This window comes from Mycolicibacterium komossense (genome assembly GCF_025822605.1).
In the GTDB taxonomy this organism is placed as follows: domain Bacteria; phylum Actinomycetota; class Actinomycetes; order Mycobacteriales; family Mycobacteriaceae; genus Mycobacterium; species Mycobacterium komossense.
Genome location: NZ_JACKTY010000038.1, coordinates 1 through 17,982 on the forward strand (window position 1 = coordinate 1; position 17,982 = coordinate 17,982).

Sequence of the window (17,982 nt, forward strand, 5' to 3'; positions counted from 1 at the left end):
ACTGACTCGCCGGATCCGGCGCCCCGAAAAACGTCTTGATCCGCATCACGGTGAAAGCCCCGATCAGCACCACCACGACAATCAGCACCGGAATCCAGGCCCTCTTGAGGAGTTTCATCGCCGAGACGCCATTCGTTCATTCACCTTTCGATGCCAGTGGCCCGAGGTGGAGCCACGACAAGCCTGGGCGGGAACGACCGAGGACTCAGAAGAGTGCACCTTTAGGTGCACTCTTCGACGCCACTTCCCCGCATTCAGCGTGTTGAGCTGAGTTAAGTTATCTAATTAGTTTGTCTATGGCAAGAACATCGACCACTATGCGCGCACCCGCGCAAAAGAGTGCGCCGAATTGTCCCGCCACCTTCCGATCTGCCTCTGGACATCGGATAAATGACCGCACGAGCGGGTTGCGAGTGAGGGGGATCGCGATCAATCGCTCCGGCCTCGCGACGGCCGAGTGCCCGCACCCGCTGGCTCTTCGGCGTGTCGACGCCGACTTTCGGTACATTCGACACCGGGTGCTGTTTCGTCTCGCAAAAACTCGGGTGGGGGCTGTGTCTGACTGGACGGTGAGTCGATCACAGCACGTCAAAGCTGGCGCCGACGCACCATCGACACATGCGGCAGCCGAGGGCGATCTGCCGGTTCTGCAGGCACTCCTGCACATCTCCCGGGCAGTCTTGGCTGCCGATTACTTCGACGAAGTCCTGGAAGTCATCGCCGAACAATCGCGGGCCCTCCTCGGCGCCGCATCGGTTTCGATCAGCCGGTGGGACCTCGAGCACCAAGTGCTGCGAACACTGATCAATGCGGGCGATCTCCTGCCCGGGGATGCGCGGTGGCCTGACAGCGAGGTGTACCTGGTCTCCGACGACATCCATATCCAGGGGCTACTTCACCATGGCCGGCCCTACACCAACGCGATCGACGACCCGGACGTGGACCCCGCCTGCGCAGCGGCCCTGCGCCAACTCGGCCGGGAAAGCGAGGTCGCTGTCCCCGTCATGTCGGACGGGGCGATTTGGGGCGAAATTTGGGCCAGCGGTGGCGGCGGGCGGCGGTTCGGTTCGGACGATGTGCAGTTACTCCAAGCAGTCGCCGCGCACGCGGCCGTGGCGATCAGCCGTTCCGAACTGTTCAGCACCGTCTGGCGCTATGCCTACCAAGATCCCCTGACCGGGCTGGCCAATCGCCGCGCCCTCGACCAGTTTTTCGCCGGAATCGATTGGGATACAGCGCACCCCGTTCTGCTGCTGTGCGATCTGGACAGTTTCAAACAGATCAACGACACGGACGGCCACCCTGCCGGCGACGCCTTACTGACTCGCGTGGCCCGCACTCTGGATGAGACTGCCGCCGCCAGTCCCGGCTCGATCGTCGTACGCCTTGGTGGCGACGAGTTCTGCGTCGTACTACGCGAATCGATACTCGCCGACGCCGAGCACTTTGCCCAGCAGGTCAGTCGACGACTCATCACGCCGGGGCTGGCACCGATCACATTGAGCTGGGGCGCAGCCGATATGCGCGGCGACGTGCGCTGCGGACAGGATCTGGTCGCGGCCGCAGACTCGGCCCTGTTGGAGGCCAAACGGCTCGGGCGCGGCTGGTTTCGATCGACCAGCGCCGAACTGTACACGGCGACCAGTGACGACCGACGGCGATCCGCCTCGGACGACACCCTCCGCAATGCCGACCGGCTCGTGCCCCGTATCGTCAGCCTCCTCGACCAACGGCACCATCTGACCACTATCGCGGCGTTGGAAATCGTTGCAGCGGAGACTCATCGAGCGATCAACGCGGCCGCTTGGACGATTTCCGTGCTCACCGACGGCGGCACGGCAATACAAACCGTGCGGGGCGTCGACAGCAAGCGTGACCCGGAGTCGGGGTTGCGGGTCGCCAAGACCATCGACCCCTCGACCTCCTATCTCCTGAGTGACTACCCGGCGACCGCCAAGGCGCTGGGTGAGGGTTGTGCTTTTCTCGCCGCGATCGACCTGAAGGGATCTGATCCGGCCGAGGTTGCCCTGCTCGTCGAGCACGGCTATCGGGCGGTCCTGGCCGTCGGTCTCGACGACGGCGACGAACGCTATCTGCTCGAGATCTTTTCTGACGTCGGACACCGTGACCTCACGGCCATCTCCCCCCACGTGCGCGTGCTCACCCATTACTGCACCGCAGTGAGACAGCGGTAGGCCTACTTCTCGCCGGCCCTGGAGTCGGTGTCGTGCGCTCCCCAGGTGCCGGGCATCATCGGCACGGTCGGGCCGTTGCCGAATGAATCGGCGGCCAGGGTGGTCAGTCCGGCGGCAGGTGCCGCGGATGTGGTTGTCACCCCGGCGAATCCGGAGCTGCCAGCACCACTTGGCGATGCGCTGATCCTCACCGGTTCGTCATCGCGGGGCGGGCCGGGGGCGTCGTTGTCCATCGTCATGAACTCGTCGCGGTATCCGCGGTCTTTCGCGTTGGCGACGCGCCGGCGGCGAGCCTTGGCCTGCGCGCGACTGGCGGCCACCGCTGCCGCCGTCGCCGCCGCGGCGGCCGAATCGGGTGCGACGGCGACCGACCCGGTGCGCAGCGTCGGGCCGAAGCCGGGTGGATAGTCGCCGCGAACCGCGTAGCCGAAGCTTTCAGCGCCGGTCGTGGGCATCGGAGCCGGACTTGGCGCGGCGGGCGCCGGCGCTGGTGCAGGAGCCGGCGCGGGCGCCGCCACGCCGGGACTGACTGCGGTGGGCGCGATGCTCGCGATCGGCCAGGTTCTCGCCTCTTCGGCGGGAACGATTTCCGGGTCCAGACCGGCAGCCTGGGCCTCGGCCATCTGGGTCAGCCCGACGATGCCAAGGACGATCGGGATCGCCGCCAGCCCCGCCGTCGGAGCCAGGATCGCCGCGTAGATCGGGGTGCCGATCAGGGCGAACGTCGCCGCGTAGGCAAAAACGTAGAACAACGGTAGCCAGGTGACGGCCGCCGCCGCCGGGTTCGTCGCGAAATCGACGACGATCTGGAATAGCGTACCGATCGGGTTCTGGATCAAACTTCTGAGCACTCGGTACATGCTCGTGAAGTGCGCGGACCAGGACAGCCATTCCTCGATCGGGTCAGTGAAGGGGCCCTCGGCGGGGACAGCGGCGGCAGTGGCTGTGGCCCTTGCCGTGCCCGCCTCGCCGACGCCGGGGATGAGCACGACGGGGGCCGGGGTGAGCCGCGGCGCTGCCGCCAATGCCCCACCGGCGATGGCCTGATAGGTGGTCATCACCGTGGCCGCCTGAATCCACATCCGGACGTAGTCGGCCTCGTTGAGCGCGATCGGGATGGTGTTGATCCCAAAGAAATTCGTGCCGAGCAACACACCGTGTGTGGCGTGGTTGGCCGCCAGTTCAGCCAGTGTCGGCATCGCGGCCAGGGCGCCGGCATAGGACGCCGCGGCAGTCTCCTGGGCCGCCGCCACACCTGCGCTGTCGACACTTGCCTGCATCAACCACGCCAGGTACGGAGCGTGCGCCGCGACATACTGCTCGGCGCTTGGGCCCTGCCAGGCTGCCTGCGCGGATCCCAGGAGTGCGGTGAGTTCGGTTACCGCACTGGCATATTCGGCGCTCAATGAACTCCACGCAGCAGCGGCCGCCACGAGTGAGCCCGGGCCAGAACCGCTACTGAGCAGGGCCGAATGCACTTCGGGCGGTACAGCGAACCAGACCGGCGCGGTCATCGAGTCACCCGACCCAGTGGGAGGGCGCCGACGAAGCGGGCCACGGCGGCGGCGGTAGCGATGGCCATATCGTGTCTCGCGGAGGCTGCGCGCAGCTGTCCCGCGTCTCCTTTGCGTCTTTCCCCGGCGTTAGTTGCCATGAAGTTAGCATTGGATAACCTAACTGTCGAGTCGCCGTCGGGCGCGACCGTCGAGTCAGAAGATCGAGTAGACCTTGCGGACCGTTTCGTGGATATCCCAGCTTCCGGTCCATCCGAGCGGGAACACCGCGACATCGCCGACACCGATCTCGGCAGGCTCTCCCCCGTCGGGCGTCACCGTCATTCGGCCCGCCACGAGATAGATGACCTCGTTGGTCTCCAGCGTCCAGTGCGACGGACCGGGCGCACACTGCCAGATGCCTGCCGACGACGTGCCGTCGACCCACACCTCGAATCCGTGGGTGGCCATCGGTGCGCCGGTGGCCTCCTCCAACGGGCCCCAGTCTTCGAGCTCGGCATCGACGGCGCCGGCGAGAATCGGGGTGATCACTGCTTGGGAAGTCATTGAAGAACCGGCTTTCTGTTAGGAAACACTTTACTGTCCAACGCTTTCCGGGAACGGAAGCGAGATCGGTTCTGGTGCCACCCGGCTGCGGCCCTGCGCGTCGAACCGGTCAAGGCCGAGGTCGGTCAGGTCGAGCCAGTCACAGCCACCGGTGGTGGTCAGGTCGGCAGCCACCTGGGCGACCGCCGGGCCCCACATCATCCCGTGCCCGGCCGCGCTGGCGACCACGGAGCCCGCGACCGGCCCGTCGTCGGTCAGCAGCGGGCCGAGGATGGGCAGGTGGTCGGGGGTGTAGTCGATGGTCGCGGCCCAGGTCCGGCGCAGACCGAGGCCCTTGACCGCCGGATAGAGCACTTCCATGCGGCTCAGCGCCTTCTGGTAGTAGATCCAGTCGAATTCCCCTGCGGCACCTGGTGCTTCGTCGGGATTGCTCATCCCCCACAGCAGGCCGCCGAATTCTCCTGGCCGCCAATAGATTCCCGAGACCACGTCAAAGACCATCGGCAGGGCGTTGACGTCGACCGACGGCACCGGCGCCGTCACCACCACCTGGTGGCGGGTACCACCGGCATGAATCCGACCACCGGCCAGTGCACCGACGTCACCGAGTTGCGGTCCGCCCGTGAGCACGACATGGTCGGTGTCGATCGGGCCCGCAGACGTATCGACACCGACCACCCGCCCGCCTGCGGTCCGCAGACCGGTGAATGCGCAGCGTTCGCGAACATCGACACCCACTGCGGTAAGCGCCGCTGTGTAGGCGAGCACATTGCGCGGTGCGTCGATGTACCCGTCACCATCGGCGCTGGAAGCTCCCATGGTCACTCCGGGCGCCATCCCGGTATCGCGGTCGTCGACGTCGGCGGCGGACAACCATTCGACATCGAGCCCGATCTTCTTCTGCAACGCGATCCGGACGTGCGCCTGATCCACCTCGGCCTGGCTGAAGCAGGGCATCAGATATCCCTGGGCCCGGAATCCGCAGTCCAGCGGGAACCGGTCGCCGCTGGCACGGTAGAACTCCTGTGCGCGCATCCCCAGCCGGATCGCGGTTTCGGTGCCGCCCTGAGCGCGGACCATGCCCGCGGCGCGGCTACTGGCCCCTTCACCGAGGGTCTGCGCATCCAGCAGTACAACCCGCTTGAGCCCTCCTTCGGCGAGTAACACGGCCGTCCACCCACCGACCGTTCCACCACCCACCACGACGACATCAGCGATTTGGGAGCTGGTCATAGTACGAAACGCTGACATAGACTGAACGCTCAGTCAAGTGGTCGGGACGACTTCGAGAGAGCGGGTGCAGCCGGATGTACGGTCTGTCGGACGAGGATCTGCGGATCCGCGACACGGCGCGCGAGTTCGCGCAGTCGCTGATGCCCTACGAGGTCGAAGCCGAACTCGCCGATGGGGCGTTGCCGACCGAACTGACAGCCGAACACCAGGCCCGCGCAATCGAGCTGGGGCTCTTCGCCACCAATATGCCCACCTCTGTCGGTGGTCGGGGATGTACTGCCCTGCAACAAGTTCTGGTGCAGGAGCAGGTCGGCACCGTCACCAACGGGCTGGCCTGGGTGGCCCACACTCCCCCGCAGTGGTGGGTCGAGGTCGCCACCGAATACCAGCGTGATCGCTGGCTGCTGCCCGCGGTACGCGGCGAGAAGCACGAGGCGTACGCGATCACCGAGGAGTTCGCCGGCTCCGACGTCTCCGGCCTCGAAGCCAGCGCCACCCGAGACGGTGACGAGTACGTCGTCAACGGCATCAAATGGCACGTCACCTCGTTCAATCTTGCCGAGTACTGCTTCGTGCAAGCCGTGCTCGACAACGGCCCCCACGCCGGCGATCATGTGTTGCTGGTCGTCGACCTGCCGTGGCCGGGTGTGGAAGTGGTACGGACACCCAAGTATTCGCACAACATTGCCGACGAGCACCCCATCGTCTCCTTCACCGATGTCCGAGTGCCTGCGTCACATCTGGTGGGCGCCGAGGGTGAGGGGATGACGTTCTCCCAGGACTGGTTCCGCTTCGAAAGGGTGATGGTGGCCGCCCGCTGTGTCGGCGCGGCACAGCGACTTCTGGACGAGATGACGACATTCGCCCGCGACCGGATCATCGACGGCAAGCCACTGGGCGAGTACCAGTTGGTGGCAGGCATGTTGGCCGACAGCGCCACCGAACTGTTCGCCGCCCGGTCCATGCTCTACGAGGTCGCCCGATCAATCGACGCCGGCCTCGACCGCAAGGCGCTGCACGGTCAGGCCTCAATGGCGAAACTGTACTGTTCGGAGATGGCCGGCCGGGTCGCTGACCGCGCGGTGCAGGTGTTCGGCGGGCGCGGCTACATGCGGGAGAACGTCGCCGAGCGGATGTTCCGGGAACTGCGGGTGGAGCGCATTTGGGAAGGCGCCAGCGAGATCCAGCGGATCATCGTGGCCCGCCAACTGATGAACCGCGGGCCGCAGGCACTGCTGGGCGCCCGCTAGACCTCGATCGGCGGGTGCAGGCGTTCCATGGTGTACTGCCGATTTCGTCTTGCGGCCCAGGAGCTCGCGGCCAGCGATGCGGCGAGCACACCAGTCAGAACCGCGATCGAGATCCACAGCCGCGAATCGATCCCACCGACCGTGAGCTGACGTAAACCGTTGACCGCGTACGTCATCGGATCAAACGGATGAATGATCTGGAACGGTTTCGCGGTCGTCTCCACCGGATAGATACCGCCGGCGGACACCAGCTGGAACATCAGGAATGCCAGCGTCGCCACCCGGCCAACGGCCACCCCGAACACCGCGTTGAACGCCTGGATCAGCGCCAGGAAGCAGCCCGCGACCAACAGCAGGAACGCCACCGTCGCCACCGGATACTTGGCGTGCAGCCCGACCCCGAAGTGCACGACCGCATACATCACCACCACCTGGCAGACGGCGACCAGGAGTGCCGGCCAGTACGACGCCAGCACCACCCTCAAGGCGCCAAGGCCGTTGATGATGGGCCGGGACTGCAACGGCGTCAACAGCATCCAGATGATGAGCGCGCCGATGAACAGGGCCAAGGGAAGGAAGAACGGCGCGAAACCGGTGCCGAATGTCGCGGCCTGGTTGTGGGACACCATCTCCAGCGCGACGGGCGCGGCGACCGTGCGGGCGACCTGGGTGCGCTGCTCGGGCGTCCACGACGGCACCTGGGTGGAACCCTGCCGGAGTTTGCCTGCCAGCTCCTGCGCGCCGCCCTGCAGCTGTTGGGTGCCATCGGCGAGTGTGGTTGCCCCACCCGCCAATTGCCGACTTCCGTCGGTCAACTGCACCAGCCCCGAGGACAGTCGTTGCGCACCCGAGTCGAGTTGGTTGACGCCGTCGCGCAGTTTGACGACGTCGGCGCGCAACCCGCCGTTGAGCGCGGATGTCATGAAGGTCCGCAGCTGACTGTTGGGATCACCCAGTTCGGCCTGGAGCGACGCGGCGCTGTCGCGCAGCCGCGTCAACCCCTCGTCGGTGGTGGGGTTGATTCCCTGCGCGTTCAGCAGGTTCTGCGCGCCACCGAGGAAATCCCCCAGGTCCCGCACACTCGGGTCGGGGTTGGCGCGCAACAAGTTCACGGCCTGGTCGACGATGGCTGCCGCCTGAGCCTGGTTGATGTTCAGCGCCGCGACGCGGTCCGTCGTCGATCGCACCGCGCCGCTGAGCCGTTCAGCCGCCTTACCGACCTCGTCAGGGTCCAGATGCAGATCGCCGACGCGGTCCAATACGTGCAGCAGCGGATCGGTCGCCTTGTTGACCGAGGCCGACAACTCCCGCGTCCCCGCCGTCAGCTTCGCGGAGCCGTCGCGCGCCACAGCCATGCTGGTGGCCAACGTGTTCGCCCCGGTGGCGAGCTGGTGGGCACCGTTGTTGGCAGTGGTCAGACCGGTGGCGAGCTGGTCGGCCCCGTCGGCCGCCTTGACCAAACCGGAACCGGCGTCGGTCAACCCGGTCAGTACGGTTCCGATCGTCTGCTCCCCGACGCGCGCGTTGACCTGGCTGATCACCTCCCGCGCCGCGTTCTGCCCGATGATCGAGCCGAGATAGTTGTTGGCGTCGTTGAAGGTGAACCGCAGCGGCGCCTGCTTGGGTTGCCCCCCGGCGGGGGACGCGATGTCGGCGCTGAACTCCGCGGGAAGGGTGATGGAGAAGTAGTACTTGCCGCTCGCCACGCCGTCCGCCGCCTCCGCGGCCGAGACCTGGTGCAGATCCAGCTGGCCCGACGTCAGCAAGGCGGCGGCCACCTGATCGCCGGCCCGCAGTGGCTTGCCGTCGGCGACGGCTCCGGTGTCCTCGTTGACCAGCGCGACGGGCACCTTGTTGACTTCGGCGAAGGGATTCCAGAACGCCCAGAGATACATCGCGCCGTAGAGCAGCGGCATCAAGATGATGGTCACCAGCGCGATACGCGGCAGCACACCGCGGGAGTACTTCTTGAGATCGGTACCCAACGACATTCCGGCCAGCACGGCTACGCCCTGTCTTTCGTGGCTTCAGTGGAGTTTTCAGCGGCCTCGGCCATCTCGGCGCGAGAGGTGTTCTCGACGGGTAGGTGCCGGACGTCGTGGCCGGTGATCGTGTTCACGGTCGCGGTGATCACGGTCTGTTGACGGCCGAGCTCGAGGAGCCGTCCGATGAGCAGGTCGCGGTTGCGGTCGCTGGTCACGAAGTCCAGGTGCCCGACCACCAACAGTGGTGGGCGCAACGTGTTGGCCAGCGCGATCCGCAGCAGCAGCCGATCCAGTTCGCTGAGCTCCTCGAAATACTCAGTCAACGGGGGCAGCGGCAGCTCACCGAAAACGGGGCCACAGACCCGTGCGAGATCTTCCTCGTCGGCGCGCCGGATCAGTCGATACCACTGTGCGTCCCAGCGCAGCTGCTCGGTGATCAAGTCGCGCACCGTCACCGATTCCGCCACTGTGTCGAGTTCGTCGATGCCGGCCAGCGCTGACGCCGCGAAGATGTCTTTGGCCCGGGTATGCCCGAAGACCGTCAATTCACCTGAGGCGGGCCGCATCCGCCCGGCGAGCGTCAGCAGTAGCGCAGTTCGGCCGGAACCGGCGGGACACACCAAAGCGGTGACTCCACCGCCGGTGATGTCCAGATCGATCGGGCCGTAGACCGGCCCCCATGGCCCGTGCATCCTGATTCCCCGTGCGGTGATCGCTGGTGGTGGTTGATCTTCTGGCCCCTCGGACATCTGCCAATCCCAGCACAGTCTCGGGGACAGCACCGCCATTCGCCCGTTGCTGAGCGTATGCGTAGCCCTCGGGCATAGCCGCGCAGTGCGCTACCGGTAGATATCGCCGGCCCGCTGCCGACTCTCCAGAATGAGCATCGCCACATGCAGTGACGTCCGCGATTCCGCGTCGTCGAGGTCGACACCGAGCAGCCGTTGCAATGCGGCGAGGCGCGCGTACAGCGTCGGGCGGGACAGGTGCGTGCGCTTGGCGAGCTCGGTTTTGTTGCCGCCGACGTCAAGGAAGCTGCGCAGCAGTTCGTAGGCCTGCACCCCGGGTCCGCCGTGCTTGGCCCGGTATTCCAGTAGTCCCCGCAGCTCGGTTTCGGCGAACGCCTGTACCCGCGGGTCGGACCTGATCAGTCCAACCATCCCCCGCAGGCGCACATCGGCAGCGCGATAGAACGACTTGTCGCCCGTCCCGTCGCCGACATGGGTCGGCATCGCCATCGCGACCTCGGCGACGTGCGCGGCCTCCGCCAGCCCGCCGGCGGCGTCGAGCAGCCGGCTCGACTCCGGCCCGATTCCGATGACGCAGGACGCGATGCCCTCGATGCGGACGACGGCCCGCCGGATCGACCCGCAGACCTCCCCGAGTATCGCGGTGGACAGACCGGCGCCCGCGGTCGTCCGTTGCGGTGCCAGCAGGAGATCGATCTGACCGCTCTCGGACCCGGCGGCCAGTACGGTGTGACCGGTCGAACGGATCGCGTGGACCACGGCATCGAGCGTTCTAGCCCGGCGCTGTTGAACGATCACCTGATCGACCCCACTGCCCTCGGCCCAACGCAGACTTGCCGGCACATAGGTCAGGGCCGGACGCAGTCCGAGTGCGTACGCCCGGCTGGTCGCGTCGGCCTCGTCGTGGATTCGGCCCCTGCGCAGATCCTCGACGAGGCCGCCCTGTGCGCGCAGTTCCAGCGACGTGCGGTCCTGCTCGATCATGCGGTGCAAGACCAATGCCTGCGCGGCGCGTTCCAAGGTGGTGGATACCGACCGTTCGCCGGGCCCCGGCACATTCGGCGCCACCAGCCGGCCCCATTCCTGGCGGTAGGGACCAACCGGGGTGGCCGCCCATGACCCGGCACCCAACTCCGGAGTCAGCCGCGACCGCCGATCCCAATCCGCCAGCAGCTCCGCGGTCGGCACGCCGTGACCGGCGAACGCCAGCACCTGACGGTTGAGATCCTCCAACACGATCGGGGTGGCGAGGATATCGGCGGCGGACGCCACGATCTCGTCGAGCGAGGCTCGGCTCATGCTCAAGCTGGTGAACACTTCGTGCACGCGCCGGGTGTAGTCGACCTCGGCATACTGCTCCGCGACGATCCTGCGGTGCACCTGCTCGGTCACCTCGACGAAGCGCACCGGTCGGTGCAGGACGATCACCGCGAGACCGAGACCTCTGCCGGCGTCGAGGACGTCGGCCGGTACCGCATCGACGTGCAGCCCGAGTTCCACGACGACAGCGACCGCACCCGCGGCCGCCAGCCGCGGCAGGTACTCGGCCCGGTGTGCAGGGTCGGACAGCGCTTGGCCGGTGGTGAGGACCAGTTCACCGCCTTCGAGCAGATTCGACAGGTCAGCCAGGTCGCTGACGTGAACCCAGCGGACCGGCTGGTCCAGCGCATCTCTGTTCGGCGCACCGCCGAGCACCACTTCGGGTGCGCCGGCAGTCACCACCGGCAACTCGAGGATCTCCCGGACTGTCGGCTGCATTTACGCAGTGTAAGTGTTTGATCGATTTTGATTACGTTTCGTCGGCCCTGGTGGACGGTCGGACCGTCGAGGATCAGAGCCATGACATCGACTCTCGGCACTTCAGCCAGCACCCGTGTTCGCAGCATCGGCCACTGGGCCGACGGCAAGAAGTTCGCCGGAACCGGAGACCGCACCGCACCTGTGACCAACCCCGCCACCGGACAGATCACCGGCGACGTGGCCCTGGCCGACGTCGAGGACGCCCGCACGGTGATCGACGCGGCCGCGGCAGCCTTCCCGGCATGGCGGGACACCTCGCTGGCCAAGCGCACCGCAGTGCTGTTCGCGTTCCGCGAGCTGCTGAACGCCCGCAAGAGTGAACTGGCCGAGATCATCACCAGTGAGCACGGCAAGGTCGTCTCCGACGCACTCGGCGAGGTCAGCCGGGGCCAGGAAGTCGTCGAATTCGCCTGCGGTATCGCTCACCTGCTCAAAGGCGGGATGACCGAGAACGCCTCGACCAACGTCGACGTCGCATCCATCCGGCAGCCGCTCGGTCCGGTGGGCATCATCTCCCCGTTCAACTTCCCGGCCATGGTGCCGATGTGGTTCTTCCCGATCGCCATCGCCGCCGGCAACACCGTCGTGCTCAAACCGTCGGAGAAGGACCCGTCGGCCGCGCTGTGGATCGCCGAACTGTGGGCCGAGGCCGGGCTGCCCGCGGGTGTGTTCAACGTGCTTCAGGGCGACAAAGTCTCTGTCGACGAACTGCTGACGAACCCGAAGATCAGGGCCATCAGCTTCGTCGGCTCCACGCCCATCGCGCAGTACGTCTACGAGACCGGCACCCGGCACGGCAAGCGCGTCCAGGCCCTCGGCGGCGCCAAGAACCACGCGATCGTCCTCCCCGACGCCGATCTGGACCTGGCCGCCGATGCCATGGTCAACGCCGGCTTCGGCTCGGCCGGCGAACGGTGCATGGCCATCTCGGCCCTGGTCGCAGTCGGGCCGATCGCCGACGAGCTGGTCGCCAAGATCGCCTCGCGCGCAACGTCATTGAAGACCGGCGACGGCACCCGCGACGCCGACATGGGCCCGCTGGTGACCAAGGCCCACCGGGACAAGGTCGCCTCCTACATCGACGCAGGCGAAGCCGACGGCGCGACCATCGTGGTCGACGGCCGCGGAGCCACGGTCGACGGCGAGGCAGACGGCTTCTGGCTCGGCCCGACGCTGATCGACAACGTCACCACCGACATGAGCGTGTACACCGACGAGATCTTCGGTCCGGTGCTGTCGGTCGTCCGGGTGGATTCCTACGACGAGGCCCTGAACCTGATCAACTCCAACCCGTACGGCAACGGCACCGCGATCTTCACCAACGACGGCGGCGCCGCCCGTAGGTTCCAGAACGAGGTCGAGGTCGGTATGGTCGGCATCAACGTGCCCATCCCGGTGCCGACCGCGTACTACAGCTTCGGCGGCTGGAAGAGCTCGCTGTTCGGCGATACCCACGCGCACGGAACGGAAGGTGTGCACTTCTTCACCCGCGGCAAGGTTGTCACCACCCGCTGGCTCGACCCCAGCCACGGCGGTATCAATCTCGGCTTCCCCCAGAACAACTGAGAGTATTGACTGATGACAAGTAGCACGACATCCCATCTCCTGCCGAGCGGCCAGGATCTCGACAGCGCCATCGCCGAGGGCGCCCACGCCTACGAACTCGACCGCAAGCACGTCTTCCACTCGTGGTCGGCGCAGGCGCAGATCAAACCGATGACGATCATCGCCGCCGACGGGCAGTACGTCTGGGACGGTGACGGTAACAAACTGCTCGATTTCTCCGGACAACTGGTGTTCACCAACATCGGCCATCAGCACCCGAAAGTTGTTGCAGCCATTGCCGACCAGGCTGCCAAGCTGTGTACGATCGCGCCCCAGCATGTCAACGCGGCCCGCTCGGAGGCAGCGCGGCTGATCGCCGAGCGCACCCCCGGCGACCTGAACCGGGTGTTCTTCACCAACGGCGGCGCCGATGCCATCGAGCACGCTATCCGGATGGCCCGCCTGCACACCGGCCGCTACAAAGTGCTCTCCCGCTACCGCTCGTACCACGGCGGAACCGACACCGCGATCAACCTCACCGGTGACCCGCGGCGCTACCCGAACGACTACGCCAGCAGCGGCGTCGTGCACTTCAATGGCCCGTTCCTGTACCGGTCGTCCTTCTACTCGGAAAACGAGCAGCAGGAAACCGAACGCGCCCTGGAGTACCTGGAGCGCCTGATCAAACACGAGGGCCCGTCGTCGTTTGCGGCGATTGTCCTCGAGTCGGTTCCCGGCACCGCGGGCATCATGGTGCCGCCGCCCGGATACATGGCCGGCGTGCGGGAGATCTGCAACAAATACGGCATCGTGTTCATCGCCGACGAGGTGATGGCCGGCTTCGGCCGGACCGGAGAATGGTTCGCCATTCAGAACTTTGACGTCGTGCCCGATCTGATCACCTTCGCCAAGGGCGTCACTTCCGGGTATGTGCCGCTCGGCGGTGTCGCGATCAACGACGCGATCTACTCGACCTTCGCCGACCGTGCCTACCCGGGCGGTCTGACCTATTCGGGTCATCCGCTGGCCTGCGCGGCCGCGGTCGCCACCATCAACGTGATGGAGGACGAAGGCATGGTCGCCAATGCCAAGCGCATCGGTGAGGACGTGCTCGGTCCCGGGCTGCGCGAGCTGGCCGCCAAGCACCCGTCGGTCGGCGAGACTCGGGGTCTGGGTGTCTTCCAGGCGATCGAGCTGGTTGCCAACCCGCAGACCCGTGAGCCGCTGGCACCGTACGGGGGCAGCAGCCCTGCCATGAACGCCGTCATCGCCGCATGCAAGTCCGGCGGCCTGCTGCCGTTCGCGAACTTCAATCGGATCCATGCGGTGCCGGCCTGCAACATCACCGACGCCGAAGTGGCCGAGGGATTGGGCATTCTCGACGCTGCGCTGACCGTCGCGGACGGGCACGTAGTTTAAAAACGTTGCACGACTGTGGACTTGAGACACGCTTCCGTATTGCGAGCGTGACTCAAGTCCACTTTCGTGTGAGCGAAAGTCCACTTACGACACGCCAGACGCACGAACGGGTGCATCAACTGGACTCTCGACGCAGCACGGCGCTCAGCCGGTTTCCTGGAGCGGTTCGTCTCAGCGGATCCGCGAGTTGGCCGGATCGTAGATCGCCTTGAGCGACACCGTGATCGGATACCGCTGTCCCCCGACGTTGACCTCGTACCGGCCGGCCTTGATCCAGTCTGCGGTGACCGGTGCGGCATCCGCTGCCCGCAGATATGCCAGACCTACACACGATCCCGTCGTCTCACCCCAGGCCGCCGAGCTGACCTGCCCGGCGGCGACAGGGCCAGCTGAACCATCGTCGCGCAGCACCAGCTCGCCGCCCCAGAGCATCGCTTCGGAGTTGTCGACCGAGAAGCTGACCAGCCTGCGCTGAGGTCCGGCCGCCTTCGCCTTCTCGACGGCTTCGCGACCGAGGAAGTCGATATCGGTTTTCAGCTTGCAGGCGAACAACAGTCCCGCCTCGACGGGGTTGTCGTTGGGCGTCAGCTCGCGGCCGAATGCGCGGTAGCCCTTCTCCAGCCGCAGCGATTCGATGGCGTAGTAGCCGCCACGGGTCACCTCGAATTCGGCTCCCGCCGCCATCAGGTCTTCGTACACCCCGACCGCGAACTCGGTGGGAACATAAATCTCCCAACCCAATTCGCCTACATAGGTGATCCTGGTCGCCCGCACGGTCGCATAGCCGAGTGAAATCTGCCTGCTGGTGCCGAACGGGAACGCCGCATCGGACAGGTCGGCGTCGGACAGCGCGCTCAGCAGGTCACGCGACCGGGGGCCCATCACACCGAACACGGCCAGTGACGAGGTGACGTCGACGAGCGTGGCCCGCGCACCCGTCGGCAGGTGGGTGCGGATGTGGTCCTTGTCGCGTTCGGTGGTGGCCGCACTGCTGACGATCAGGAACTCGTCGGGCGCAGTCCGGGTGATCGTGACATCCGACTCGTAGGTGCCGCGCGCGTTGAGCATCCCGGTGTACACGGTGGTGCCCACCTCCACCGCGACATCGGCCGTGCACAGCCATTGCAGGGCCGCCTCGGCGTCGGCGCCGACGAGCAGGTACTTCGAGAAGGATGTCTGGTCGAAGACGGTGACGCCGGTGCGGGTGCTGGCCTGTTCCGCGGCCGACCAGGGCAGCCAGTTCGGCTTGCCCCACGTGTATTCGATCACCGGCGCACAGTCTGGTGGGGCGAAGAAGTTCGCCCGTTCCCAGCCCATCCGGCTACCGAAGTTGGCGTTCGCGGCGACGAGCAGGTGGTGCACGGGTGAGCGGCGGAACGGCCGGGCAGTCGTCATCTCCCGGTTGGGCCAGGGGATTTCATAATGCAACCCGAGGATCTCGGCAACCCGGTCGTGCAGCCAGCTGACGTTGCCGTTGAACGGCGCGAACCGGCGGATGTCGACGCTGGTCAGATCGCTGGTCGGAGAACCGTTGACAATCCACTCCGCCAGCGCCCGGCCCGCGCCGCCGGCTGATGCGATACCCACCGAGTTGAAGCCCGCGGCCACGAAGAAGTTCGTCAGGCCGGGGGCTTCGCCGAGGATGAACTGGTTGTCCGGGGTGAAGCTCTCCGGGCCGTTGTAGAACTTCTTGATCCCGGTGTCCTCGAGTGCGGGAATCCGGAGCATCGCGTTGTCCATCAGGATCTGGAAATGGTCCCAATCCTCGTCCAGCAGCTGGAATTCGAACGGGTAGGGAATCTCCCGCGGCGACACCCAAGGTTTGGCCTCGGGTTCGAAGCCACCGATGACCAGCCCGCCGACCTCCTCCTTGAAATAGGTGTAGCCGTCGGGATCTCGCAGGATCGGCATATCGGGGTGGACCCCGGCGATGGTCTCGCTGACCACGTAGAAGTGCTCCGCGGAGTGCAGCGGCACGTTGACGCCGGCCATCAGCCCGATCTGCAGCGCCCACTGGCCTGCGCAGTTGACCACGATCTCCGCTTCGATATCCCCGGCATCAGTGCGGACGCCGGTCACCCGCCCGCCCGCGACCAGGATGTCGATCACGCGGGTGTGCTCGACGATACGTGCCCCGCGTTGCCGAGCACCCTTGGCCAGCGCGGCCGTCAGATCGGTCGGGTTGGCCTTGCCGTCGGCGGGAAGCCAGATTGCGCCCACGAGATCGTCGACGCGCATCACCGGGTAGCGGGCGAATGCCTCGTCAGGGGTGAGCAGCTCACATTCGAGGTCGTAGGCGGCAGCGTTGGCGGCGGTCCGGCGCAGCTGCACCATCCGGTCCTCGGACCGTGCCACCGTCACGCCGCCGCATTGCTTGTAACCGGCGGACAGCCCGGTCTCGGCCTCCAACTCGGCATACAGCTCAGTGGAGTACTGCACCAGGCGCGTCCCACTCTCCGAGGCCCGCAGCTGCCCGACCAGCCCCGCGGCGTGCCAGGTGGTCCCCGACGACAGCTGGCCCTGTTCGAGCAGCACGATATCGGTGTACCCGAGCTTCGTCAGGTGGTAGGCGACGCTGGTGCCGATGACACCGCCGCCGATGACGACGATATGTGCCCGGTCAGGCAGGGGTCCGGAGGGCAACGGTCAGCTCCTTCTCAGTGGGATCAGTGGGATCAGTGGGGTCAGTCATCGGCGGACACTTCGTCGAGTAATCGGCCGAAGTCGGGCCGGCTGAACTCGGCCACGGCATTGTCGTAACGCTCCATCACCCACTCCCAGAAGTCGAATTCCAATGAGCTGGAACCGTTCTGGATACATCCCCACAGAGTCCAGCCGTACTGGGAGACAGTGCCCTGCAGCCGGGCCCTGGCAATCTTATGCCGTAGCGGCCGGCCGTAGTAGGTGCTGACCAGTTCCTCGAGCCCGGCGATCGAAAGCCGGCATTCGCGCCAGATGTTGCCCAGTTCGAAGCACGGGTCGTTGTTCCCCGAGTACTCGTAGTCGATCAGCCAGACTTTGTCGCCGTCCTCGACGAAGTTCGCGGCCAGCAGGTCGTTGTTGCACGGCACGGTCGGCACTTCGGTGGCCGCCAGCACCCGCCGAATCGCATCGAACTGGTCGGCGAAGTCCATGTACCCATCCGGAATGCGGAAGCCGTTGTCCTGCAGCACCTTCAGGTAGGCCGGCTGCTGGGCGAACATGTCGAAGTCCCCTCGGAACCGCGGGCCGGCATGCAGTGCGCGGCACGCCTGGGCCGCCTTGGCGATCACGCCGGGCCGGGCGAAGTCGGCGTTGGACAGCGTGGCGCCGTCGAGGTAGCCGAGCAGCAGGATGCCCAGGTCCGGGCGGTAGTCGTAGACCGGCGCGCCGACGCCGGCCGCCGCGGCGGCCCTGGTGTTGTAGTGCTCCTGGTCCCGATCGATGCCCAGCAGATTGGCCGGATCCGCACAGCGGGCGACGTACACACCGGCGGCGGTGGTGATCTTCACGTTGCGATTCGTCAGGCCGCCGGCGAGGTCCTCGACCTGCCGCGGCTGCCCGGCAAGCAGTGGAAGTTGTTCCAACAGTGCGTCCAGCGCAGCGTCGCTGAGCGAGAACGACATGCGGACAACGCTAGTGGCTCAACCTCGATCCGACCCGGCTTCGCTTCCTTGACATTCACCGTCGGTGAGGTCATTGTCATGGCTCAAGTGCGCATACCGTGGTCGTCCGCGGTTGCCGGCCAACGCGGTGGACGAATGCGC

The 17,982-nt window shown here is 66.3% G+C and carries 13 protein-coding genes; 4 read left to right on the top strand and 9 right to left on the bottom strand.

Annotation, left to right across the window (positions count from 1 at the left end):
• On the bottom strand, nucleotides 1–118 hold a 118-nt coding region (locus H7J73_RS23570; protein ID WP_264070212.1), incomplete at its 3' end, for an MmpS family transport accessory protein.
• Nucleotides 119–554: 436 nt separating this feature from the next.
• Between H7J73_RS23570 and H7J73_RS23575 the strand changes: the two genes are divergently transcribed.
• Entirely contained in the window at nucleotides 555–2,195 is a 1,641-nt protein-coding gene (locus H7J73_RS23575; RefSeq protein WP_264070148.1) for a GGDEF domain-containing protein, read from the top strand.
• A gap of 2 nt (nucleotides 2,196–2,197) precedes the next feature.
• On the opposite strand, the gene H7J73_RS23580 is transcribed toward H7J73_RS23575, so the two are convergent.
• From H7J73_RS23580 to H7J73_RS23590, 3 genes are all read right to left on the bottom strand, one after another.
• Complete coding sequence (locus H7J73_RS23580) at nucleotides 2,198–3,709, bottom strand: PPE family protein (RefSeq protein WP_264070149.1); 1,512 nt, start codon at nucleotides 3,707–3,709, stop codon at nucleotides 2,198–2,200.
• A 195-nt stretch (nucleotides 3,710–3,904) separates the two neighbouring features.
• Nucleotides 3,905–4,255 carry a cupin domain-containing protein gene (locus H7J73_RS23585; protein ID WP_264070150.1) on the bottom strand — a complete coding sequence of 117 codons (351 nt, stop codon included), beginning with the start codon at nucleotides 4,253–4,255 and terminating at the stop codon, nucleotides 3,905–3,907.
• A 30-nt stretch (nucleotides 4,256–4,285) separates the two neighbouring features.
• Nucleotides 4,286–5,488, bottom strand: a complete 1,203-nt coding sequence (locus H7J73_RS23590; protein WP_264070151.1) for an NAD(P)/FAD-dependent oxidoreductase — start codon at nucleotides 5,486–5,488, stop codon at nucleotides 4,286–4,288.
• Between the two features lie 74 nt (nucleotides 5,489–5,562).
• Here H7J73_RS23590 and H7J73_RS23595 point away from each other — a divergent pair, with 74 nt between their 5' ends.
• Entirely contained in the window at nucleotides 5,563–6,738 is a 1,176-nt protein-coding gene (locus tag H7J73_RS23595) for an acyl-CoA dehydrogenase family protein (RefSeq protein WP_264070152.1), read from the top strand.
• Here the strand turns inward: H7J73_RS23595 and H7J73_RS23600 are convergent.
• The 3 genes from H7J73_RS23600 to H7J73_RS23610 form a co-directional block, all read right to left on the bottom strand.
• On the bottom strand, nucleotides 6,735–8,729 hold the full coding sequence (locus tag H7J73_RS23600) for a YhgE/Pip domain-containing protein (protein ID WP_264070213.1): 1,995 nt from the start codon (nucleotides 8,727–8,729) through the stop codon (nucleotides 6,735–6,737). The genes H7J73_RS23595 and H7J73_RS23600 overlap by 4 nt on opposite strands.
• A 14-nt stretch (nucleotides 8,730–8,743) precedes the next feature.
• Nucleotides 8,744–9,415, bottom strand: coding sequence for an ATP-binding cassette domain-containing protein (locus tag H7J73_RS23605; protein ID WP_264070153.1), 672 nt, complete (start codon nucleotides 9,413–9,415; stop codon nucleotides 8,744–8,746).
• 147 nt (nucleotides 9,416–9,562) lie between these two features.
• Nucleotides 9,563–11,230, bottom strand: coding sequence for a PucR family transcriptional regulator (locus tag H7J73_RS23610; protein WP_264070154.1), 1,668 nt, complete (start codon nucleotides 11,228–11,230; stop codon nucleotides 9,563–9,565).
• 81 nt (nucleotides 11,231–11,311) lie between these two features.
• On the opposite strand from H7J73_RS23610, the gene H7J73_RS23615 reads away from it, so the two are divergent.
• Together H7J73_RS23615 and H7J73_RS23620 are read left to right on the top strand one after the other, a co-directional pair.
• Nucleotides 11,312–12,838, top strand: a complete 1,527-nt coding sequence (locus tag H7J73_RS23615) for a CoA-acylating methylmalonate-semialdehyde dehydrogenase (protein WP_264070156.1) — start codon at nucleotides 11,312–11,314, stop codon at nucleotides 12,836–12,838.
• A 12-nt stretch (nucleotides 12,839–12,850) separates the two neighbouring features.
• Nucleotides 12,851–14,236: an aspartate aminotransferase family protein gene (locus tag H7J73_RS23620; protein WP_264070157.1), complete on the top strand. Its 1,386-nt coding sequence runs from the start codon at nucleotides 12,851–12,853 to the stop codon at nucleotides 14,234–14,236.
• A gap of 171 nt (nucleotides 14,237–14,407) precedes the next feature.
• Here the strand turns inward: H7J73_RS23620 and H7J73_RS23625 are convergent, their stop codons facing one another.
• Together H7J73_RS23625 and H7J73_RS23630 are read right to left on the bottom strand one after the other, a co-directional pair.
• Nucleotides 14,408–16,879, bottom strand: a complete 2,472-nt coding sequence (locus H7J73_RS23625; protein ID WP_264070158.1) for a GcvT family protein — start codon at nucleotides 16,877–16,879, stop codon at nucleotides 14,408–14,410.
• A 41-nt stretch (nucleotides 16,880–16,920) separates the two neighbouring features.
• Complete coding sequence (locus H7J73_RS23630) at nucleotides 16,921–17,841, bottom strand: phosphotransferase (RefSeq protein WP_264070159.1); 921 nt, start codon at nucleotides 17,839–17,841, stop codon at nucleotides 16,921–16,923.
• Between the last annotated feature and the right edge of the window lie 141 nt (nucleotides 17,842–17,982).